This window comes from Nocardioides daeguensis (assembly GCF_019192965.1).
GTDB classification, from domain to species: Bacteria; Actinomycetota; Actinomycetes; order Propionibacteriales; family Nocardioidaceae; genus Nocardioides; species Nocardioides daeguensis.
Genome location: NZ_JAHTKU010000011.1, coordinates 214653 through 237358, shown reverse-complemented (window position 1 = coordinate 237358; position 22706 = coordinate 214653). Strand labels below are relative to the sequence as shown.

Here is a 22706-nt window from a genome sequence, read left to right as displayed (position 1 = left end):
CCGAGCCCGGGGGCGGAGGTTGCTAGGGTGCCGGTGCCAGCGAAGGGAACCCGGTGAGAGTCCGGGACTGACGCGCAGCGGTGTGGGTGACGGCCGGAGCCCTGAGAGATCAGGACATGTCACTGGACCCTCCGGGGTCTGGGAAGACGCTCCGAGCCGGGTGATCCCGAGTCCGAAGACCTGCTGGCCCTTGCGGCCATCCGTCGCGAGGTCGATGAGGGGCGATCGCGAGGAGCCCCGGCCTCGAAGGACCCCCGATGGCGCGGATGCGCACCCGACCCGACCGGTGCCCCGGTGTCGTGCACCCCTGGCCGGCCGACGACGGCGGACTGGTCCGGATCCGGGTGCCCGGCGGCCGGGTGCCGATCACCGCGCTGAGGGCGCTGGCCGCGGTCGCCGAGGAGTACGGCGACGGGCGGGTCCGCGTGACGGGCCGCGCCAACCTGCAGCTGCGCGCGATGCCGCTCGCGCCCTCCGGCCTGCTCGACGAGGCGGCGCTGGCGGCCCTGGAGGCCACCGGGCTGCTGCCGTCCCGGGCCCACGACCGGGTCCGCAACGTGCTGGTCTCGCCGCAGACCGGGCTCGCCGGCGGCCGAGCCGACCTGCGGCCGGTGCTCGCGGCGCTGGACGCGCTGCTGCTGGCCGACCCCGCCCTGGCGGACCTGCCGGGCCGGTTCCTGTTCACCCTCGACGACGGCCGCGGCGACCTCGCCGACAAGCACCTCGACCTCGGTCTGGTGGCGCTCGACGACGCCACCGCGCAGCTCCGGGTCGGCTCGGCGTGGGGCGAGGTGGTCGCCCTGACCGACGCCCCGGCCGCGCTCGCCGCCCTGGCCCGGGCGTTCCTGGACGCCCGCGGGACCGGGCCGGAAGCGCCCTGGCACGTGCCCGAGCTCGAACGTCCCCTCGTCGCCGCGGCTCCGCCCGCCCCCGGCGCCGCCGTCGCGACCGGGCCGCTCCCCCTCGGCCCGGTCGCCGGCGGCCGGCACGTCGCCGTACCCGACGACGGGCTGGACCTGACCACCATCGCGGCCTGGGCCGCACCGACCGTGATCGTGACGCCCTGGCAGGGCGTGCTCGTCCCCGAGCCTGAATCCCCGAGGAAGGGCGCATGACCGAACTCACCGCTCCCCCGCGCCGCTACGACTACATCGCCGACGGACCGGCGATCTACCTCGACTCGTTCGCGACCATCCGCCGCGAGTCCGACCTGTCCGCGGTCCCTCCCGAGGCCGAGAAGGTCGCGGTCCGGATGATCCACGGCAGCGGGCAGACCGACCTCGTGCAAGACCTGGTCATCCACCCGCGGCTGGTCCCTGCCGCCCGCGCGGCGCTGAACGCGGGCGCCCCGATCCTGTGCGACGCCCGGATGGTCGCGATGGGCATCACCGCCGGCCGGCTGCCCGCCGACAACCCGGTGCACTGCTTCCTCACCGACGAGCGGGTCCCGGCGCTGGCGGCCGCGTGGTCGACGACCCGCACCGCGGCCGCGGTGTCGCTGTGGGAGCCGCTGCTCGACGGTGCGGTCGTGGCGATCGGCAACGCCCCCACGGCGCTCTTCCACCTGCTCGAGATGATCCTCGCCGGCGGCCCGCGGCCCGCCGCGGTCATCGGCTGTCCGGTCGGGTTCATCGGGGCCGCCGAGTCCAAGGACGCGCTCGCCTCCTTCGCCGACGAGCACGGCATCGACCTCCCGTTCGTCACCGTCCGCGGCCGCCGCGGCGGCTCCGCGATGGCGTCGTCGGCCGTCAACGCGCTGGCCCAGGAGGCGGAGTGACCACCACGACCACCGGCAGCTTCTCCGTCGTCGGCATCGGCCCCGGCGACCCCGAGCTGATCACCCGCAAGGCCGAGCGGCTGATCGGCGCGGCCTCCGTCGTCGCGTTCCACGCCGGCGTCCGCAAGGAGTCCCACGCGCGCCGGATCGCCGCCGAGCTGATCCCGGCCGACGCGATCGAGGAGGAGCTGCGCTACCCGGTCACCACCGGGACCACCGACCACCCGGGTGGGTACGTCGGCGCACTGGCCGCCTTCTACGACGAGTGCGAGGCCCGGCTCGCCGTCCACCTCGACGCCGGCCGCGACGTCGTCCTCCTCGCCGAGGGCGACCCGCTGTTCTACGGCTCGTCGATGTACCTCGTCGACCGCTTCCGCGACCGGTTCCCGGTCGAGGTGGTCCCCGGCATCCCGGCCTTCGCCGCCGCCACCGCCACCATCCCGGCGCCCCTGGTCCGACAGACCGACGTGCTCACCGTGCTCCCCGGCACCCTCCCGGAGCCGGAGCTGGCCCGCCGCCTCGCCGACACCGACGGCGCGATCATCATGAAGCTCGGCCGGACCTTCCCCGCCGTCCGGTCCGCCCTCGCCGCCGCGGGACGGCTCGAGGGCGCGCTGTACGTCGAGCGCGCCTCCCAGCCCGAGGAGCGCTGGCTGCCCGTCGCCGACGTCGACGCCGACTCGGTGCCGTACTTCTCGCTCATCGTGGTGCCCGGCGACACCGCCCGGCCGGCTTCCCCCGAGCGGATGCGTGGGTCTGCGGTTTGGTCCCAAACCGCAGGTTCTGAGCCCGAAAACGTGCGGTTTGGGACCAAACCGCAACCCGCGGAGCTGCTCGTCGTCGGTCTCGGCCCCGGCCCGGACGGCTGGCTGACCCCGGAGGCGTCGGCCGCGCTGGCCGAGGTGGAGCACGTGGTCGGCTACGCGCCGTACGTCAACCGGGTGCCGCAGCGTCCCGGTCTCCAGCGGCACGCGTCGGGCAACACGGTGGAGGTGGACCGGGCCCGGTTCGCGCTCGACCTCGCGCTGCGCGGCGAGCGGGTGGCCGTGGTGTCCGGCGGCGACGCGGGGGTCTTCGGCATGGCGGCGGCGGTGTTCGAGGCCACCGCCGACCCGGCCCACCCGGAGCACGCCACCGTGCCCGTGCGGGTGCTGCCCGGCGTCAGCGCGGTCCAGGCCGTCGCGGCCCGGGCGGGCGCCCCGATCGGCGCCGACTTCGCCGTGGTGAGCCTCTCGGACCGCCTCAAGCCGTGGCCGGTCGTCGAGCGCCGGCTCCGGGCGATCGCCGAGGCCGACCTGGTGCTGGGCGTCTACAACCCGGCCTCCCGCTCGCGCCGGGACCAGGTGGTGGAGATGCAGAAGATCCTGCTGGAGCACCGCTCCCCCGACACGGTGGTCGTCGTCGGCCGCGACGTCGGCCGGGCCGAGGAGTCGCTGACGGTCACCACCCTCGGCGCGCTCGACACCGACGGCATCGACATGAAGTGCCTCCTGCTCGTGGGCGCCTCGTCGACGCGGGTGGAGCCGAACGGCATTGTCTGGACGCCACGGTGGGTCGACTGATGGGCGCCGTGATCACCGTCGTCGGCATCGGCGCCGACGGTCACCTCCCGCCCGCGGCGCGCACCCTGGTGGGCGGCGCCGAGGTGCTGCTCGGGGGTGAGCGGCACCTCGCCCTGGTGCCCGCCGTCCCCGGCCAGGTTCGCCGCCCGTGGCCGCGCCCGCTGTCCGCACTGCCCGGCGTGCTGTCAGAGCACGACGGCCACAGCATCGTCGCACTGGCGTCGGGCGACCCCCTGGTCTCCGGCATCGGTACGACGCTGATCCGGCTGCTCGGCGCCGACGCCGTCGACGTCGTGCCGGCCGTGTCCTCGGTGTCCCTCGCGAGGGCCCGGATGGGCTGGTCGGCCGAGGAGTCCACGGTCGTCACGCTGGTCGGCCGCGACGTCGACGCGCTGCGCCGCGAGCTCGCGCCCGGGCGCCGGCTGCTCGTGCTGTCCTCGGACGAGACCACGCCCGCGGCCGTCGCCACGCTGCTGGAGGACGCCGGCTTCGGCGCGACCGCGATCCACGTCCTCGGCGACCTGGGCGGCCCGGGCGGCGCGGAGACCCACGCCGTGTACCCCTGTCCGGTGCCGCGGCTGCACCTCCTCGCCCTCGAGGTCGCCGGAACCGGAACCGCGTCCTGGGCGACCGGGCTGCCCGACGACGCCTTCGAGCACGACGGCCAGCTCACCAAGCGCGACGTCCGCGCCAGCGCCCTGGCCCGGCTCGCGCCGCGGCCCGGCGACCACCTCTGGGACGTCGGCGCCGGCGCCGGATCGGTCGCGATCGAGTGGCTGCGCGCGCACCCGCTCACCACCGCGGTCGCCGTCGAGGGCGACGAGGACCGTGCCGCCCGGATCCGCCGCAACGCGAGCCGCCTCGGCGTACCCCGCCTCGAGGTCGTCATCGGCCGCGCCCCCGAGGCGCTGGCCGGACTGCCCACGCCGGACGCGGTCTTCGTCGGCGGCGGCGCGACCGCCGACGGCCTGCTCGACCGGTGCCGCGACGCCCTCGCACCCGGCGGCCGGTTGGTCGCGCACGGCGTGACCCTGGAGACCGAGCGGCTGCTCGTCGGCGCCTGGCACACCTACGGCGGCGAGCTGACCCGGCTGGCCGTCGAGCAGGCGACCCCGCTGGGCGGGCGGTTCACCGGATGGACGCCGGCCCGCGCCGTCGTGCAGTGGGCCTGGACCAGGTCGACCGAGGGAGCCACGCGATGACGGTGCACTTCGTCGGCGCCGGGCCGGGCGCGGCCGACCTGATCACCCTGCGGGCCGCCTCCCTGCTGGGCAGTGCGGACGTCGTGCTCTTCCCCGGCACCTACATCGATGCCGAGGTCCTCTCGCACTGCCGCGCGGACGTGCAGCGGGTCGACACCCAGGACCTCGACCTCGACCGGATCAGCGCGGTCATGGTCGAGGCGCACGTCGCCGGGCGCGAGGTCGTGCGGCTGACCTCGGGCGACCCGTCGCTCTACTCCGCCCTGCACGAGCAGACCCGGAGGCTCGATGCGGCCGGCGTGCCGTGGGACGTCACGCCCGGCGTGCCGGCGTACGCCGCCGCGGCCGCGATCGTGGGCCGCGAGCTCACCGTGCCGCTGGTCGCGCAGTCGGTGGTGCTGACCCGCACGCAGGCCCGCTCGACGGCGATGCCGCAGCGCGAGTCGCTGGCGGCGTACGCGGCGACGGGCGCGACCCTCGTGCTCCACCTCGCGATCACCCGCACCCGCACGCTGATGGCCGAGCTGGCGCCGTTCTACGGCGAGGACTGCCCGGTCGCCGTGGTCTCCCGCGCCTCCCAGCCCGAGGAGCTGGTGCTGCGCGGCACCGTCGCCACCGTCGCCGGACTCGTCGAGGACGCGGGCCTGCGTCAGGCCGCGGTCATCCTGATCGGCCCCGCGCTGGCGTCGACCGCCGACCCCCGGGCCGCCGAGTCCTACCTCTACTCCCCCGAACGCGTCGCCCGGAAGGAGCGCCTCCGATGAGCTCGCCCCAGAGCCACCACTTCCCGTTCAGCGCCGTGGTCGGCGCCGACGGCCCCGAGGGACCGGACCCGATGGCCCTCGCCCTGATCCTCACCACCATCGCCCCCGACGTCGGCGGCGTACTGGTCCGCGGCGAGAAGGGGACCGCAAAGTCGACGATCGTGCGGGCGCTGGCCGCCGTGCTGCCGCCCGTCGACGACCGGCCGGTGCCCCTCGTCGAGCTGCCGATCGGCGCCACCGAGGACCGGGTCACCGGCTCGATCAACCTCGAGAGCGCGCTGGCGGAGGGAAAGGCGGAGTACGAGCCCGGGCTGCTGGCCAAGGCGCACCGCGGGATCCTGTACGTCGACGAGGTCAACCTGCTCCACGACCACCTGGTCGACCTCCTCCTCGACGCGGCCGCGATGGGCCGCGCGACCGTCGAGCGCGACGGGGTCTCGATGACGCACGAGGCGCGGTTCGTGCTCGTCGGCACGATGAACCCCGAGGAGGGCGAGCTGCGCCCGCAGCTGCTCGACCGGTTCGGCCTGACCGTCGAGGTCGCCGCACCCCGCGACCCGGCGCTGCGCGCCGAGGTGGTCCGCCGGCGGATGGCGTACGACGCCGACCCGGCCGGGTTCGCCGCCCGCTACGCCGCCGCCGAGGAGGCGCTGCAGGCACGGATCGCCGCCGCCCGTGGGCTCGTCGGCGAGGTCCGGCTCACCGACGCCGGGCTGCTCAAGATCGCCGAGGTCTGCGCGGCCTTCGACGTCGACGGCCTGCGCGCCGACATCGTCACCGCCCGCACCGCGCTCGCCCACGCCGCCTGGTCCGGCCGCTCGCAGGTGACCCTCGACGACATCCGGGTGGCCGCCCGGCTCGCACTGCCGCACCGGCGGCGCCGCAAGCCGTTCGACGCGCCCGGGCTGGACGAGGACCTGCTCGACCAGGTGCTCGGCGACGACGAGCTGCCACCGGAGCCGCCCGAGCCGGAGGGCCCGGACGACGACGGCCCCGGCAACGACGGCCCCGGCAACGACGGCCCCGGCAACTCGACCGAAGGATCCGACGACTCAACCGGAGAAAGTGACGACTCAACCGTTGAGTCGTCACAAACTTCGGTTGAGTCGTCACAGACTCCCGTTGAGTCGTCACCGGGGGGTGGGTCGAGCGTGGCGGGGACCGGGCCGGCGTACCGCACCCGGCTGCTGAGCGTGCGCGGCGTCGGCACCGGCACGGCGGGACGCCGCAGCCGGGCGCGCACCAGCAACGGCCGCCGGGTCGGCGCCACCACCCCCGATCGACAGGGCGGGAGCGGCGGCGCGATCCACCTGACCGAGACCATCCGGGCCGCGGCGCGCCACCAGGTCGCTCGCGGACGGACCGAGGGCCGGCTGCTGCTGGAGCCGGCCGACCTGCGGGTCGCCGTACGGGAGGGCCGGGAGTCGAACCTGGTCCTCTTCTGCGTCGACGCCTCCGGGTCGATGGCTGCGCGGCGGCGGATGGAGCAGGTGAAGACCGCCGTGCTGAGCCTGCTGCTCGACGCCTACCAGCGCCGCGACAAGGTCGGGCTGGTCACCTTCCGCGGCACCGGCGCCGAGGTGGCGCTGCCGCCGACGCACTCCGTCGACGCGGCGGCCCAGCGGCTCGAGGACCTGCCGTCCGGCGGCCGGACGCCGCTCGCCGAGGGACTCCTGGAGGCCGCCCACCTGCTCGCCGTCGAGCGCACCCGGGACCCCCAGCGCCGAGCCCTGCTCGTCGTGGTCACCGACGGCCGCGCGACCGCGGGGGCCGACGCGGTGGTCCGCTCCCGGCTGGCCGCGGGCCTGCTGGCCGAGGCCGGCATCGCCAGCGTCGTCGTCGACTGCGAGTCCGGCCCGATGCGGATGGGCCTGGCCGCCACGCTGGCCGCGCACCTCGGCGCCGAGCACGTCCCGATCGGCGAGGTCAGCGCCGAGGCGCTGGTCGACGTGACCCGGAGGGCCGCATGAGCACCACGTCCACCGTCGCCGCCGGCCTGTACGACGTCATCGCGCGCCGCCGCGACGTTCGGGCCGAGTTCACCGGCTCCCCCGTTCCCGACGACGTGCTGCACCGCGTGCTCGAGGCCGCGCACCGCGCCCCGAGCGTCGGGATGAGCCAGCCGTGGGACTTCGTGCTGGTACGCGACCCCGCGCTGCGGCGCGCCTTCCGCGACCACGTCGCCACCGAACGGGACACCTTCGCGGCCTCGCTCCCACCCGAGCGGCGCACGACCTTCGACCGGATCAAGGTCGAGGGGATCTGCGAGTCGTCGCTCGGCGTCGTGGTCACCCACAGCCAGTCCCGCGGCGGCACCCACGTGCTCGGCCGGCACGCGATCGCCGACGCCGGCCTCTACTCCACCGTGCTGGCGATCCAGAACCTCTGGCTGGCCGCCACCGCGGAGGGGCTCGGCCTGGGCTGGGTCTCCTTCTACCACGAGGACTTCCTCCAGCAGCTGCTGGGGATCCCCACCGACGTGCGGCCCGTCGCCTGGCTGTGCCTCGGCACCGTCAGCCACCTGGAGACCGTGCCCGACCTGGAGCGGCACGGCTGGCGCTCACGCCGTCCGCTCGCCGACGCCGTCCACCAGGACACCTGGCAGATGAAGGAGACCAACCGTGCCTGAGGGCCAGCCGCTCGTCGTACCGGACGACGGGCTCACCACCCGCCAGCGTCGCAACCGCCCCCTCGTGATGGTGCACACCGGCGACGGCAAGGGGAAGTCGACCGCGGCCTTCGGGCTGGCGCTGCGCGGCTGGAACCAGGGCTGGGACATCGGGGTGTTCCAGTTCGTGAAGTCCGCGAAGTGGCGCCTCGGCGAGCAGACCGCGTTCGAGAAGCTCGGCATCGAGTGGCACAAGATGGGCTCCGGCTGGTCGTGGTCGCGCAAGGCCGGGTCCGAGGAGGACCACGCCGCCGACGCCGCCGAGGGCTGGGCGGAGATCAAGCGGCGGATCGCGGCCGAGCAGCACGACCTGTACCTGCTCGATGAGTTCACGTACCCGATCAACTGGGGCTGGGTCGACGTCGACGACGTCGTCGAGACCCTCGCGAACCGCCCGGGACACCAGCACGTGGTCATCACCGGGCGTCGCGCGGACCCCAAGCTGGTCGAGCTCGCCGACCTCGTCACCGAGATGACCAAGGTCAAGCACCCGATGGACGTCGGGCAGAAGGGCCAGAAAGGCATCGAGTGGTGAGCGCTCATGGGTGACCTCCCCCGGGTCGTCGTCGCCGCGCCCGCCACCGGGCAGGGCAAGACCACCGTCGCCACCGGACTGATGGCCGCGCTGGCGGCCGCGGGGCACGCGGTGAGCGGGCACAAGGTCGGTCCCGACTACATCGACCCCGGCTACCACGCGCTCGCCTGCGGGCGCCCGGGCCGCAACCTGGACCCGCACCTGGTCGGCGAGTCGCTGGTCGCCCCGCTGCTGCTGCACGGCGCGCGGGGCGCGGACGTCGCTGTCGTCGAGGGCGTGATGGGCCTCTACGACGGCCGGATCGGCGGCCACGGGTTCTCCTCCACCGCGCACGTCGCGGCGCTGACCCGCACCCCGGTCGTGCTCGTGGTCGACATCTCCCGCGCCTCGCGCTCGATCGGCGCGGTCGTGCACGGGATGGCGACCTGGGACCCGACCGTGACGGTGGCGGGCGTGATCCTCAACCAGGCCGGGTCGGCACGGCACGCCGAGGAGGTCCGCTCGTCCATCGCCCTGCCCGTGCTGGGCGTGATCCCCCGCGACGCGTCCATCGCCACCCCCTCGCGGCACCTCGGCCTGGTCACCGCCGCCGAGCGCGGCGAGTCCGAGGCGGTCGTCGCGCGGCTGGCCTCGGTCGTGGCGGAGCACGTCGACCTCGACGCGGTGCTGGCGATCGCCCGGTCGGCTCCCGCACTCGACGCCCACCCGTGGTCGCCCGGTCCGTCGAGCTCGTCGAGTAGCCGCCGGAGCGAGGAACGAGCGGAGGGGGCGTATCGAGGCGCCTCACCACGTCTCGATACGCCCCGTCGCTCGTTCCTCGCGACGGAGCTACTCGACGAGCTCGGGGACTCCGCGATCCCGCCGACCCGGCGCAGAGTGGCCGTCGCGGCCGGCCGCGCCTTCACCTTCCGCTACGCCGAGACCGCCGAGCTCCTCGCCGCGCACGGCTGCGACGTCGTGCCGTTCGACCCAGCAGTGGATCCCGCCCTGCCGGCGGGCACGGCCGGCCTGTACCTCGGCGGCGGCTTCCCGGAGGTGCACGCCGCCGACCTGGCCGCCAACACCGCCCTGCTCGGCCAGGTCAGGGAGGCCGTCCTCGACGGGCTGCCCACGGTCGCCGAGTGCGCGGGCCTGCTCTACCTGTGCCGCACCCTCGACGGCGCCCCCATGGCCGGGGTCCTCGCCGCCGACGCCACGATGACCCAGCGGCTCACGCTGCGCTACCCCGTCGCCACCGCGCCCGCCGACACCCTGCTGACGCGCGCCGGCGAGGAGGTGACCGGGCACGAGTTCCACCGCACCACCGTCACCCCTGCCCTCACCGGCACCCCCGCCTGGGAGATCGACGGCGACCCGGTCGGCTTCGCGTCGGAGACCCTGCACGCGTCGTACCTCCACACGCACTGGGCCGGCCACCCCCAGCTGGCCGCGCGCTTCGCGGACGCGGTGCACCGTGGCTGACCCGCTGCGCCACCACGGCGACGTCGAGGCCCGCGGGATGATCGACCTCGCCGTCAACGTGTACGACGGCCCGCGACCGCCCTGGCTCGACGCAGCCCTGCGCGCCTCCCTGGACGCGGTTGGCGCCTACCCGGACCCGACCGCGGCGACCACGGCCGTCGCCGCCCACCACGGGCGCGCCGAGGACGAGGTGCTCGTGACCGCGGGCGCGGCGGAGGCATTCACCCTGGTCGCGCGGCTGCGACCGTGGCGGCGCCCGGTGGTCGTGCACCCGCAGTTCACCGAGCCGCACGCCGCGCTGGAGCAGGCCGGCCAAGACGTGACCCCGGTCGTGCTGCGCGAGCCGTTCACCCTCGACCCGGCCCTGGTCCCGGCGGACGCCGATCTGGTGGTCGTGGGCAACCCCACCAACCCGACGGGCGTCCTGCACCCCGCCGCCGTCCTGGCGGCGCTGCGCCGGCCCGGGCGGCTGGTGGTGGTCGACGAGGCGTTCATGGACTGCGTCCCGGGTGAGCCGGAGTCGCTGGCCGGCGTACCCCTCGACGGACTGGTGGTGCTGCGCTCCCTCACCAAGCACTGGGGAATCCCCGGCATCCGCGCCGGCTACGTCGTCGGCGACCCGCGCGTCGTGGCCGGCCTGGCGCAGGCGCAGACCCCGTGGTCGGTCGGCACCACCGCCTCGGCGGCCGTCGTCGCCTGCACCGGCGCCGAGGCCGCGCAGGAGGCGCGCCGCAGGGCCGAGCAGATCCGGGACTGGCGCGAGAACCTCGAGAAGGGCCTCGCCGACCTCGGCATCCCCCACCTGCCGTCGGCGGCGTCGTTCGTGCTCGCCCGGGTCGGCGACGGCGTGCACGCCCGGCTGCGGGAGCGCGGCATCGCGGTCCGCCGGGCCGACACCTTCCCCGGCCTCGACGGCAGCTGGGTGCGGGTCGCGGTCCGGCCACCGGAGACGACGGACCAGTTGCTGGCCGCACTCGCCGCCGTCCACCCCCGTCGGCGACTGGCTACCTGACCTTCTTCGACCCCGCCGTCGTCACCGTCCACGGCAGGTACGCCGACGCGGTGTAGACGATCCGCACCGACAGCTGCTTCCCCCGGTCCGACCGGGAGACCTTGTAGGCCGCCTTCTTGGCCCCCTTGATGGTCTTCCCGTTCCGCAGCCAGACGTAGGTCGCCGTCCACCCGGCCGGCAGCCCCGCCGGGTGGGTGACCCGCAGCTTCGCCCCGACCCGCGCCTTGCCCTTGAGCCTCGGCAGGACCGTGGTCGTGAACTGCTTCGGGCCCGGGCTCCCCGGCGGCGCGGAGACGACGATCCGGTAGGCCGGCGAGTCCACGTGTCCGCCTGCGTTGGCCGCGCGCACCCCGAAGTCGTAGGTGCCGGCGCTGGTCGGCGAGCCGCTCAGCAGACCGTTCGGGGACAGGGTCAGTCCCGGCGGCAGGCTGCCCTGGACCGAGTACGTCGGGTCGCCGGTCCCTGTCACCTGGAACGTGTAGGGAACGCCGCACTGTGCCGTCGCGGGTGGGGCCGCGGAGGTGATCGTCGGCGCGGGAGTGCCGCCGTCCGGCCCCTCCGCCACGGTCACGGCGTAGGTCGAGGAGTCCACCGCGCCACCGGCATTGGTCGCCCGGATCTTGAACTCGAAGACCCCTGCCGCGCTCGGGGTGCCACCCAGCAGGCCGGCGGCCGAGAGGGAGAGCCCCGGCGGCAGGTCGCCGACGACCGACAGCTGCGGTGAGCCGGTGGCCGTGACCTGGAAGGCGTACGGCGTCCCGACCGTCGCCGTCGCAGGCGGCGCCCCGGAGGTGATCGTCGGAGGCAGCGGCGAGCCGACCAAGTAGGTGATCTCACCCGCGGCGGGGTTGCCGATCTCGGGCGTCACCGGGAGCGCCCCCGGGCCGACCTCGTCGTCCTGCACCGGGTCGAAGTAGCGCAGCCCGTACTTGTCGGGCGGAACGACGAACACGGCCCGGCCGCTCCCGTCGGTGAACGTGGCAGCCACCAGCGTGTTGCCGTCGTACAGGGCCGCGATGGCGTTCGGCTTCGGGGCACCCGCGGCGTCCTTCAGGACCGAGGTGATCACCGCGCCCGGCGCGAGGGACACCGTCACGTCGACGTTGGCGCCCTCGTCCAGGGTGATTTGCCGCTCGCCACCCTGGTACCCGTCCGCGGCCGTCACCAGGGCGTAGTCACCGGGGTCGGCAGCCAGCTCCAGCCACCCCGCGTCGTCGGACACGGCGATGCTCCGGACGTTCCCGAGAGCGTCCACGAGGGCCGCCTGCGTGTGCGGCAGCGGCTGGCCGGTGTCGTCACCGACGAGCACTCGCAGGCTCGCGCCCACTCCGGCCGGAGCGGTGGCGGTCTCCGGGGCGGCGGCCCGGGAGCGAGCCGATCCGCCGCTGCGCGCGGTCGGCTCCGGCGGGAGCGGACGTCCGTCGGCGCCGAGCAGATCAGGGCCATGGCCCAGGATGCGTGGGAGCGGCGCGGGCGAGACTCCACCGACGACCTCGACCAGCGGGTAGCCGGCATCCGGCCCGGCCGGGTCCACCCGCTGCTTGTTGAGGGCCCCATGCGCGTTGATGCCGCTCCAGCCGTCGCCCCAGACCTCGTAGATGTGACTGTCGCTGGCGGCGCCGCTGATCGTGGCCTGCGACTTCAGGCAGCCGTCGTAGGCGTTGGTCACGTTCATGACGTAGGTCCCGTTGGCCCGGATGGTCGCGATATCCGCCGCTGCCGCGAGCTGGTCGGCGAGCATCAGCTGCAGGGTCTGGCCACGGGTGGCTGCCGCCACGACCGTGGGGACCGTGACGCTGTTGACCGCCATCGACGCCTTGATGACGTCACGGGGGATCCCGACGAGCGGCAGCGCGCAGTCCTGGAGCGCGAACTGGGTGAGGATGGTCGCCCCGTGGACGGCCCCGTCGACCGTGAGGACGCCGGACACCCGGACGTCGTCCGTGGGGTCGTCGTTCTGCGCCTTGCCTGCCGCGATCCTCGCCAGGGCCAACGACTCGTAGCCGCCCTCCGAGTGTCCGACAAAGGCGAAGTCGAGGATCTCGCCGCGCTGCTCACGCCAGCAGTTGCTGTACTTGACCAGCTCGTCGTAGAACTCGTTGGCCGCCTCCGTCATCCGGGTCCCCACCTCGGTGAGCTCGACGACGGTGTTCCAGGCGGCGTAGTCCTGCGGGATGAACCAGCACTGCCCGTTCTGCCCGTCGCTGATGGCGCCCGTGTAGGAGAACTCCAGCACGTCACGGAAGAAGGAGCCTCGGGCCTGGCCGGGGTCGTAGCCGGCGTCCTCCAGCTGGGCCAGGACGTTGCCCTTCACGCCCGCGCCCGGGCCGTAGCCCTTGCTGCCCGACTCGTCGCAGGCGTTTGCCGCCCAGGTCTTGTTCCAACCGTCCCGCTCGTCGCCGTCGAGGGCGCAGTCGGAGCCGGTGACCACCGAGGAGTTGTCGTCAAGCGAGGAGGTGAGGCCGGCGGCGAGGACCACGGCCCGGTGCACGGGACACAGCTGGTCGAGGGTGATCGGCCCGGTCCACTCACCGACGTCACCGGCGAGGTTCTTCGCCCGCACCCTGATCGAGACGGTCGAGCCGTCGACCAGCTCGACGGAGATCTCCTTCGCGAACGCGGTGTCGTCGGCATCCGCCGGGACGACCACGCGCTCGACGGGGTGCGTGCCGGTCGCGTCGGTGACCTCGTACTCCACCCACTCCAGCCCGAAGTCGTCCGAGGCGCTGACCGTGGCCGCGAAGGGCCCGGTCTCGCCGCAGGAGTGGGGCTGCCCGCTCTTCGTCGAGTAGCTCGCGCCGGCGATGACGGACGACGGGAGCGAGTTCGAGCGCGCCAGCACCATGGCATGGCTCATCTCGGGCTTCGCCGCCACGATCGGGCTGACCGCGAAGTACCTCTCGTCGGCAGGATCGACGTCGGACACGAACCCGCGCTTGCGTCCGTCGGCCGTGTCGCGCACCCAGGTGACGCCCTCCGACTCCGCGGGGAACTCGGTGGCCTCGTCGGGCGTGCTGAACACCTGGAGGTCCGAGGACCCCGGCACGTTCTCGAAGATCAGCCCGACCTTGTGGTTCAGCGCCGCCGGCTCGATGTCGGGCCGATCGCGCTCGACGTCGTTCTGGGTGATCACGGCGCTGTCGAGCTCGAGGCCGGTCGTGTAGGCGACGAAGGCCTTGTCGAGCACGAGGGTCCCGGTGATCCGGGGCACCAGGATGTAGTCGTACTCCAGCGTCTCGCCGGCGGCGACCACCGCCTTGGTGTGGGCCAGCTGCTCACGTGGCTGGTAGATGTAGTTGAGCTGGGCACCGCCGGTCAGCAGCTCCAAGGTGACGTTGTACATCGGCACGTCGGCGACGTTCTCGATGCCGACGCGGACGTGGTACGGGTGGTCTCTGGTGACGTACTTGTCGGCGTGCACCTTGAGTTTGAACGCCGACCCGCCCCACACCTTGATCGGGTTCTTGGCGAGCGCCGTGATGTTGATCGGCAGGTCGAAGGGCTGGAGGAAGCCGGCGTACGACGCCTTGATCGGGTACTCACCCTCGACGTCACCGCGCACGTACCAGTGGATCGTGCGGCTCTCCCCTGCGGGGATGTCGGGGAAGTCGGCGGTCGTCGACTGCGCGAAGGACGTCGGCGCGAGGGCCAGGCCGCTCGGCAGCTCCAGGCTGGCGGCACCGTCGGTCAGCACGAAGTCCGCGCCCTCGCTGAGGTTCGTCACCATGAGCGAGACGTCGAAGAACTCCTTCAGCCACGACGCGCGGCCGGGGATGACCAGCCACACGAGGTACTCGCTGGTGCCCCAGAACTCGTAGTCGTACCCACCGGCCGAGAACGACCCGGTGCAGGTGCACGCGCCACCGCCGCCACCGCCGCCGCCCCAGCCGCCACCGCAGGTCACCTGGATGCCGTCGATGGCGGGGCAGCCGATGAAGCCCGAGGAGTTGGCGACACCGGTGACCGGAGGCGGTGCCTCGCCGGTCGGCCGGAACGGCAGGTGGATCTCGAACTCCACGACGTTCTGGTTGGCCGGGTCGGCGGGGTCGATGCCCACGGCCTCGATCTGCTCGGGCGTCATCCGCTCGGTGCTCACCTCGGCCGTGGCGGCCGGCCCCTCCTCCAGCTCGATCGTCACCTCGGCGCTCCCCCCGGAGACCTCGGCGACCGCCTGGCCGGGACGGAAGCCGTCAGCGACCGCGAACACGGTGTACTGGCCGTCGTCGAGGCCGCGCAGCCGTGCTTCGCCGTCGGCGTCCGACCGCGCCGTGAGCCGGGACCCGTCACCGTTGATCAGGAGGACCGTCGCGCTGGCCAACGGGACCGCGCCGGCGCCGGTGACCGTGGCGACGATGCCCTCGAACGGCGGCTCGGCGGTGACCGACACCGCCGCCTCGTCGGTGCTCGACTCGCCCGCGACCTCGGCGGTCAACGTCACCACGTAGTCGCCCGGCGCACCGTAGGTGTGGCTGGGCCGGGGGCCGGAGCCGGTGGTGCCGTCCCCGAAGTCCCAGTGGTACGACGCGATCATGCCGACCGGCCGTGACCCGGAGCCGTCGAACGCGACCGCCTCGCCCTCGACGGCGACCTGGTCATCTCCGGCGTTGGCGGCCACCGGCTCGGGGAGCACGGCGGAGATGGTGGTCGTCCTGGCGACGGTCCGGATGCCGTCGGTAACCGACACCTTCAGCTGGTACGTGCCGGGCTGGCCGTAGGTGTGGGGCAGCGGCGTGACCGGCGGCTGCGAGCCGGTCATGACGGGCGAGCCGTCGCCGTACTCGACCTTGTAGGACAGGGTGTCCCCGTCGTCGTCGGTCGCGCCGAACAGCAGACCGACGTCGAAGGGTGCGGCCCCCGTCGTCGTGGGCGAGATGTCGACCGTCAGCACGGGGGCGTGGTTGGGCCCGGCGACGGCGCCCGTGGGCTCCGAAGTCGCGGTGGCCGGGTGATAGCCGTCGCTGCTGGCCGTGACCGTGACGGAGAGCCGGGCGCCGAGGTCGCTCTCGGTCAGGGTGTACGTCGAGGACGTCGCCCCGTCGACGGGCGTCCCGTCGCGGAGCCACTCGTAGCCGAACGCGGTCGGCTCCGGGCTCCAGCCGCCGCGCGTCGCGCTCAGCGTCTCGCCGACCCGCACGGATCCCGACACGGCCGGGAGCGCGGTGTTGGCGAGGTAGCCCTCGACGACGGCGTCCGTCTCGCCGGAGTCGGCGCTGCCGGAGTCGTAGGTCGCCTTGGCCGCCGTGGCCCGCACGCTGATCCGCGTGCCGAGATCGGCGGCGACCAGGGTGCGGGAGGGCCCGGTGGCTCCGGCGACGACCTCGCCGTCACGGAGCCACTGCCAGGTCACGGCAACGTCGTCCTGGTCCCACTCGCCCGCGGTGGCCACCAGGGTCTCCCCCACCGTGGCGTCGCCGCTGACGGTGGGTGGGGTGACGTTGTGGACGACGTCGTAGGTGATCGGATCGGTCGCCACGGAGGCGCGGGACGTGGGCGCGTACCCGGCCTTCGCAGCCGTCACGACCACGGAGATCGCCGCCTGTGCGTCGGCGGGGACCAGGACGTAGCTCGGGCCGGTGGCGTCGGCGATGGCCTCCCCGTCGCGTCGCCACTGGTAGCCGAGGTCCACGTCGTCGAGGTCCCAGGAGCCGCCGTCGGTCGTCAGGGTCTCACCGACGCGGGTGGGGCCCGAGATCACCGGACGCTGCTCGTTCACGATCACGCCCGGCGCCACGGGGGCCGACGTCGCGGCCGTGGCCGTCGTCGACTCGTACCCGCTGCGCGACAGCGTCATCTCGACCGAGATCGTCGTACCGACGTGCTCGGCCCCCGGCGTGAACCGGCTGGTGGTCGCGTCGGCGATCGGCTCCCCGTCGCTGAGCCACCGATAGGTCGTGTCCGCCGGGCTCGGCTCCCAGTCACCCGTGGACACCTCGAGCGCGACTCCGACCTGCGAGGTGCCCGCGATGCTGGGTGCGGTCCGGTTGTCGAACTGACCGACGAGCACCGGACCGACCTGTCCGGTGGTCGTCTCCCCCGGGTCCCAGTCGGGCTTCGTGCCCCGCACGCGCACCGACACCAGGTGGTCGATGTCGTCGGGCCCCGGCGTGTAGGTGGCGCCCGAGCCCAGCGTCGTCCCGTCGTCGCGGAGCCAGGTGTACCAGAAGTCGATGCCTGTCGTGTTCCAGTCGCCCAGGTCGACGCTGAGCGCCTTCCCGACCTGCGGCGTTCCCTTCACCGTCGCGGCCGCCGTGTTGGCGACCAGGCCGTAGGTGACCTTCTCGCTCGCCCCGGAAATCGCCTCGGTCGGGGCGTACCCGGCCTTCGTCGCCGTGGCCACCACCGAGATGCGGTGGGTCGCGTCGTCGACGGTGAGCTGATGGGTCTGCCCGGTCGCGCCGGCGATGGGGGTGCCGTCGCGCAGCCACTGGTAGGCGACGTCCACCTGGGACTGCTGCTCGGTGAAGCCGGCGGCCAGCCACCGGTCACTGCTCGCGGTGAGGGTCTCGCCCGCCCGGGGAGTGCCCTCGATGGTCGGTGGGCTCAGGTTGTCGATGACGCCGAGCCCGACCTGGTCGGTCGGCGTCGTCGTGACGGTCGTCGGGTGGTAGCCGGTCTGGGCTGCGTCGACGCGGACCGAGATGCGTCCGTCCAGGTCGGCTGCGCCGAGGCGGTACGTCGTCGCGGTGGCGCCCTCGATCGGCTCGCCGTCACGCAGCCACTGGTAGGTCAGCGACGGGGACGACGGCTTCCAGGTGCCCGCGCTGACGGAGAGCGTCTCGCCCACCCGCGCCGTTCCCGAGATCGCCGGCGGGGTCGGGTTGGCGATGACACCGTAGTCGATCGGACCGACGGCTGCCGACTGGGCGGCCCGGTCGTTGTGTCGCAGCCTCGAGGCCGTCACCTCGACGCGGATCTGCTGGTTCAGGTCGGCCGCGACGGTCGCGTATGTCGGGGAGGTGGCTCCCCAGATGTAGCTGGAGCCGCGGATCCACCGATACGTGAACGTCGCGTCCGGATACGTCCAGGTCCCCGGGTCGGCGCTCAGCTCCTCGCCGACACGCAGCTCGCCGGTGATGGTCGGCGCTGAGGTGTTGGCGAGCTGGAGATCGAGCTCGGCGTCCGCGGTCACCGAGTCGCCGAGGGTCAGGCTGAATCGGTGTGCCTCCGCTTGCGTGGCAGCGTCGTCGAAGTACTCGCCGACGTGCACGGAGGTCGAGCTGAACTGGACGACGTACATTCCTGCCGGGAGACCGCCCACCCGGTAGCTGCCCTGGGCGTCCGTGTAGTCGCCGCCGACGTACGTGTCGATCCCGGTCAGCGGGTCCACCCGGTGGACGTGGGCGTACAGGCTGACCGCCGGAGCACCGTCGGTGCCGGTCACCGACCCGCTGATGGACGCGCCGACCGGTGTCGTGACGTCGGCCGTCGTGACGTGACCGATCGTGACCTCGACGTCCGACCCGTCGGCGAGCGTGCTGCTCGCCGGGTAGTAGCGCTCGACGTGGGTGCCGTCGTCCGGGACGACGTGCAGCCGGTAGCTGCCCGGCTCGACGTGCCGGAAGCGGTAGCTCGCGGTGGTCTGGCCGGTGGATCGGTAGAACGACGCCGTGTGGGCATGGCTCCACTCTCCGTCGCCCATTTCCCGGTAGAGGTAGGCGTATCCGTAGGTGCCGGTCGAGGCCTGCGATCCGGGCAACGTGATGGTGCCGGCGACGACGCCACCGGTCGCGGCGAGTGCGGCGTCGGCGGTGGCCGAGTCGCCGACGGCGACGGTGATCGGGGAGGCGCTGGCCGCGTCCTGGGTGTCGTCGAAGTACTCGCCGGTGTGGAAGTCCTCGTTGGAGGTGTCGAACCTGACCCGGTAGCTACCGGCCGCCAGCTTGCCGAGGACGTACGCTCCACCGCTGTCGGTGCTGGTCGCCGTCGCGTAGGTCCAACTGTCGGCGCCGGTCTGGCGGTAGGCGTACACCCACACGTTGGCGACCGGTCCGTCGTCGAGACCCGTGAGGGTGCCGGTGATCCGGCCGTACTGCATGGTCAGCGCGTTGTCGACGGTGACCGTGGTGCCCGCCGTCACTGCGACGGCGTCGGCGGTGCCGTCCTCGTAGCGTCCGTCGGTGGACTCGAAGGTCAGCCAGTAGGTGCCGGGAGCCAGCGAGACGGAGTAGCGCCCGTCGGTGCCGGTCGTCACCAGGAACGAGCGGTAGTCGTCCGACGAACCCGTGCCCACGAGGACCCGGACATCGGCCAGGGGCTCGCCTCCGGCACTCGTCACCAGACCCGAGATCGTGCCGGGGACCCCCAGCTGGTGGTCGATGGTCACCGTCGCGCCGTCCGCGACCTCGACAGGGGTCGCGTCGGCCAGGGTCGTGGCTGCCGGGTGGTACTCGTCCAGGTGGACCCCGTCGACGTACCCGTTGAAGCCGACGCGATAGGTGCCGGGCAGCACGTTGACGGAGTAGGTCCCGTCGTTGAGGACATACGCGTTCGCGACCTGCGCCCCGCTTTCGTCGTACACCGAGATCCAGGCGTCCGAGGCCGGGTTGCCGTCGCCGTCGGTGACCGTGCCCGAGATCGTGCCGCCGGTCCCGAGAGCGGCGTCGGCCGTGGTGCTTCCCCCCGACGTCACGGTGAGCGTGGCGGCGTCCTCCCAGGACCGGACGTTGTCGTAGTACTCATCGAGGTAGGCCGTGTCGTAGGGCGGCGTGAACTGGAGCCGGTAGTCGCCCGGGGCGAGTCCGTCGATCGTGTAGTGGCCCGCTGCGTCGGTGTACGCGCTCCGGCCGGTCCCCGACTCGACCGGAGAGGCATGGGCGATCACGTCGCTCAGTGGCGTGCCGTCGGCAGCGGTGATCGTCCCGGAGATCGACCCCGCGAGCGCCAGCTGCTGGTCGGCCGATGTGGACTGCCCGACCACCACGCTCAGGGTCCCCGACTCGTAGAAGTCGGTGGTGCCGCCGAAGTAGGTGTCGTGGTGGACGCCGCCCTGCGGCTGGAAGTAGAGGCGGTAGGAGCCCGCGCGCAGGCCACGCACCGTGTAGCCGCCGGACTCGTCGGTGGTCGCCGACCGCTCGGTGGTCCACGACTCGTTCGCCCCGAACCGGTAGGCGGTGACGTAGACGCCGCTGAGCGCCTGGCCGTCGGCGCCGGTGACGGTGCCGGTGATCGATCCGCCGGTGTCGAGCACGGCGTCGGCGGTGGTGACCTCGTCCAGGACCGGGACGATGGTCGTCGCCGTGTCCTGGCTCGCCGCGTCGTCGTAGTACTCGGAGACGGTGTCGCCGGCGCCCTGCGGCTGGTACTGCAGCCGGTAGGGGGTGCCTGCGGCGAGGTTGCCGAAGGCGTACCTGCCGTCGGCACCCGTCGTCCGCGAGTCCGTGTACGCCCAGTAGGAGTAGGACCCGCTGGTGTAGCGGTAGTAGAGGGTGACGTCCACACCGCTGAGCGGGGACCCGTCAGCGCCCGTGACCGTGCCCGCGATCCCGGTGCCCAGCGTGAAGGCCTGGTCGGCCGTGAACGCCTCGCCCGCCTCGAGCACGATGTCGGTGGCGGACTCGAGGGTCGAACCGCCGCCGAACCAGCGGATCCGCTCCGGATTGGTGTCGTAGTCGGAGAACCGCACTCGATACGTGCCGGGGGCGAGGCCACCGACCGCGTAGGCCCCGGCGGCGTCCGTGGAGTCGTCCGTGACCCAGTTCCAGGCTCCGTCTGGCCTGAGCTGGTAGACCGCGACGTCGGCCCACCGGACCGCCGTGCCGTCGTGGTCCGTCACCGTGCCGCTGATCCGCGCTGCCGGCCCCAGCACGGCATCGATGCCGGGGACCGTGGCCGCATCCGCGACGGTGAGGTCGGCGCCCTCGTCGAGGATCGCCGCGTCGTCGTAGAACTCCGTGGCATGGGTGCCGTCGTCGTCGGAGAAGCCCACGCGCCACGTGCCGTCGTCGACGGGCAGCCGATAGTTCCCGTCGCTGTCGGTGTAGGTGGAGAACGAGCTCTCCCACTCGGAGTCCTCGTCCCCGTAGGCGCGGACGAGGATGTCCTCCAACTGCTGGCCCTCGACGTTCGTGACGGATCCCTCGATCGCCCCTCGTGGCGCGAGCGTGGCGTCGATGGCCGAGGTCGCGACACCGTCCGCGACGGTCAGGGTCTGGCCGTCCTCCACCGTCGTCGCGTCGTCGTAGTACTCGGGCTTCCAGGCGGGGTCGAAGAACCCGACCCGCCACTCACCGGCGTCGACGCCGAGGGTGTAGTCGCCCTGGTCGTCGGTGACCACGTTGCCGTCGTAGTCCCAGTAGGAGTAGGTCTCGCCGTCGTACTCCTCGACGTAGCGCCGGTAGGCCCGCACCTCGACGCCCTCGAGAGGCGTGCCGCCCGCGGCCTGCACGTGGCCGCGGATCGAGCCGCGCAGGCTGAGCGTGGCGTCGATCCCGGTGAGGCCCGCGGAGCCCGCGACGGTGAGGGTCTGCGCCTGCGCCAGGGTGTCGGCGCCGTCGTAGAACCTGGTCTTCCAGGCGTCGTGCGAGAAGCGGACCCGGTACTCCCCCGGGGCGACGTAGAGGCGGTACGCCCCGGTGGGACTCGTCCGCGTCGATGCCTCGCAGTACCAGTCGTCGTCGCTGTCGTGGAGGTAGGCGCACACCAGGACGCCGCCGAGCGGTGCCCCGCCCGCCGCCTGGACCGTGCCGGAGAGAGAGCCTCGTCTGGTCAGCGCGGCGTCGACCCCCGACGTCGTGCCTCCCGCCGTGACGGTGACGGTCCCGCTCTCGTGGCTGGCGTACGGACCGTTGGTGGAGTCGCCCTCGTCGTCGACCTCGTCCGTGTCGAACCACAGGCGGTAGGTCCCGGGCACGACCGTCAGCGAGTAGCTGCCGTCGGGACCGGTCGTGGTCTGGCCGGCCGGCTCTCCTGACGCGTCCTCGCACCAGCCCCAGTAGGAGTACTCGTACTCGGTGCCGGCGTCCTCGACGTACTCGCACTCCAGGGTCACCCGGACCCCGCCGACGGGGGTTCCCGCCCCGGCCTCGGTCACCGTCCCAGAGACGACACCGTCGCCGTCCGCGGCGAGCGCGCCGGGGCTGATGGCCAGCACGCCGGCCACCAGCGCGAGAGCGAGGACCCACCTGAGGCGGCGGACGACCGACGTGGGCGTCATCACCCTGCCTGTTCTTCGGCCCGACCCTCGACCCGCACGCCCGCGCACGTGCCCGCCTTGCCATTGCTCATGCCGTCGACGAGCCAGGCGTCGCCCTTCCGCTTCAGGCCCAGCCTGACCGGCGTGATCTCGCGCTCGTCGCGTTGCGGGTCGGTCGCGGACCTCTGCGACCACCCCCGCATCCAGGCGCAGGCCTGGACCCAGGTCACCCCGTCGCCCGACGGCTTGCCGATCTTGGTCACGGTGATGGGAAGCGGCCCCGGGAAGTACCGACCCCAGTCCTGCTGGGTGTAGAACCTCATCCGCTCCAGGCCCTCGCGCGTCATGACCTTCTTGGCCGCCGACTGCGTCCCGTCGCCCGCGTTGACGATCTCGGCGTACGCCGCCGCCCATTCCTGGACCACCCGTGCCTCGGGACTGGCCCGAAGCCGGATCTCGTCGGGCACGGGGTCCTCGGCGCCTGGTGTGCCCGCGTCCGACGCGCTCACATCCGGCGTCTCAGGGACAGGGGCTCCGGCATCACTTCCGTCCGAGGCGGTCGCCGCCGTCGGCCGGTCGGGGTCCGGTTCGCCC

General features: G+C 73.4%; 10 protein-coding genes, 1 pseudogene and 1 riboswitch. Of the genes and pseudogenes, 9 read left to right on the top strand and 2 right to left on the bottom strand.

What is annotated here, in order from left to right:
* Positions 1-20: 20 nt before the first annotated feature.
* A riboswitch (cobalamin riboswitch) is annotated at positions 21-202 on the top strand.
* A 64-nt stretch (positions 203-266) separates the two neighbouring features.
* The 9 genes and pseudogenes from KU893_RS10455 (at position 267) to cobBC (ending at position 10981) form a co-directional block, all read left to right on the top strand.
* The gene (locus tag KU893_RS10455; protein ID WP_246592403.1) at positions 267-1115 is read left to right on the top strand and encodes a ferredoxin-like domain-containing protein; all 849 of its coding nucleotides are present in this window, start codon (positions 267-269) and stop codon (positions 1113-1115) included.
* Positions 1112-1777: a precorrin-8X methylmutase gene (locus KU893_RS10450; protein ID WP_218234280.1), complete on the top strand. Its 666-nt coding sequence runs from the start codon at positions 1112-1114 to the stop codon at positions 1775-1777. The genes KU893_RS10455 and KU893_RS10450 overlap by 4 nt, the downstream gene beginning before the upstream one ends.
* Positions 1774-3339 (top strand): precorrin-3B C(17)-methyltransferase, encoded by a 1566-nt coding sequence (gene cobJ, locus KU893_RS10445; RefSeq protein ID WP_218234279.1) that lies wholly within the window; start codon positions 1774-1776, stop codon positions 3337-3339. Before KU893_RS10450 ends, cobJ begins: the two co-directional genes overlap by 4 nt.
* Complete coding sequence (gene cbiE / locus KU893_RS10440; protein WP_218234278.1) at positions 3339-4541, top strand: precorrin-6y C5,15-methyltransferase (decarboxylating) subunit CbiE; 1203 nt, start codon at positions 3339-3341, stop codon at positions 4539-4541. The genes cobJ and cbiE overlap by 1 nt, the downstream gene beginning before the upstream one ends.
* The gene (locus tag KU893_RS10435) at positions 4538-5305 is read left to right on the top strand and encodes a cobalt-precorrin-4/precorrin-4 C(11)-methyltransferase (RefSeq protein ID WP_218234277.1); all 768 of its coding nucleotides are present in this window, start codon (positions 4538-4540) and stop codon (positions 5303-5305) included. Before cbiE ends, KU893_RS10435 begins: the two co-directional genes overlap by 4 nt.
* Positions 5302-7275, top strand: coding sequence for a VWA domain-containing protein (locus KU893_RS10430; RefSeq protein WP_246592402.1), 1974 nt, complete (start codon positions 5302-5304; stop codon positions 7273-7275). The genes KU893_RS10435 and KU893_RS10430 overlap by 4 nt, the downstream gene beginning before the upstream one ends.
* A complete protein-coding gene (gene bluB / locus KU893_RS10425) occupies positions 7272-7934 on the top strand; it encodes a 5,6-dimethylbenzimidazole synthase (protein ID WP_218234276.1) in 663 nt (220 codons plus the stop codon). The genes KU893_RS10430 and bluB overlap by 4 nt, the downstream gene beginning before the upstream one ends.
* Positions 7927-8508: a cob(I)yrinic acid a,c-diamide adenosyltransferase gene (cobO, locus tag KU893_RS10420; RefSeq protein ID WP_218234275.1), complete on the top strand. Its 582-nt coding sequence runs from the start codon at positions 7927-7929 to the stop codon at positions 8506-8508. Before bluB ends, cobO begins: the two co-directional genes overlap by 8 nt.
* Positions 8509-8514: 6 nt before the next feature.
* Positions 8515-10981, top strand: a pseudogene (cobBC, locus tag KU893_RS22740) (bifunctional hydrogenobyrinic acid a,c-diamide synthase/histidinol phosphate aminotransferase CobBC).
* Here the strand turns inward: cobBC and KU893_RS23210 are convergent.
* Positions 10974-22133, bottom strand: a complete 11160-nt coding sequence (locus KU893_RS23210) for a carboxypeptidase regulatory-like domain-containing protein (RefSeq protein ID WP_218234272.1) — start codon at positions 22131-22133, stop codon at positions 10974-10976. The pseudogene cobBC and the gene KU893_RS23210 sit on opposite strands and share 8 nt — an antisense overlap.
* On the bottom strand, positions 22133-22621 hold the full coding sequence (locus tag KU893_RS10400; protein ID WP_218234271.1) for a hypothetical protein: 489 nt from the start codon (positions 22619-22621) through the stop codon (positions 22133-22135). The genes KU893_RS23210 and KU893_RS10400 overlap by 1 nt, the downstream gene beginning before the upstream one ends.
* Positions 22622-22706 lie beyond the last annotated feature (85 nt).

What these genes read in the sequence shown, in the direction of transcription:
- KU893_RS10450 (WP_218234280.1), top strand. Translation starts at nt 1,112, where the DNA reads ATGACCGAACTCACCGCTCCCCCGCGCCGCTACGACTACATCGCCGAC.
- bluB (WP_218234276.1), top strand. Translation starts at nt 7,272, where the DNA reads ATGAGCACCACGTCCACCGTCGCCGCCGGCCTGTACGACGTCATCGCG.
- KU893_RS10430 (WP_246592402.1), top strand. Translation starts at nt 5,302, where the DNA reads ATGAGCTCGCCCCAGAGCCACCACTTCCCGTTCAGCGCCGTGGTCGGC.
- KU893_RS23210 (WP_218234272.1), bottom strand. Translation starts at nt 22,133, where the DNA reads ATGACGCCCACGTCGGTCGTCCGCCGCCTCAGGTGGGTCCTCGCTCTC.
- KU893_RS10455 (WP_246592403.1), top strand. Translation starts at nt 267, where the DNA reads ATGCGCACCCGACCCGACCGGTGCCCCGGTGTCGTGCACCCCTGGCCG.
- KU893_RS10435 (WP_218234277.1), top strand. Translation starts at nt 4,538, where the DNA reads ATGACGGTGCACTTCGTCGGCGCCGGGCCGGGCGCGGCCGACCTGATC.
- cbiE (WP_218234278.1), top strand. Translation starts at nt 3,339, where the DNA reads ATGGGCGCCGTGATCACCGTCGTCGGCATCGGCGCCGACGGTCACCTC.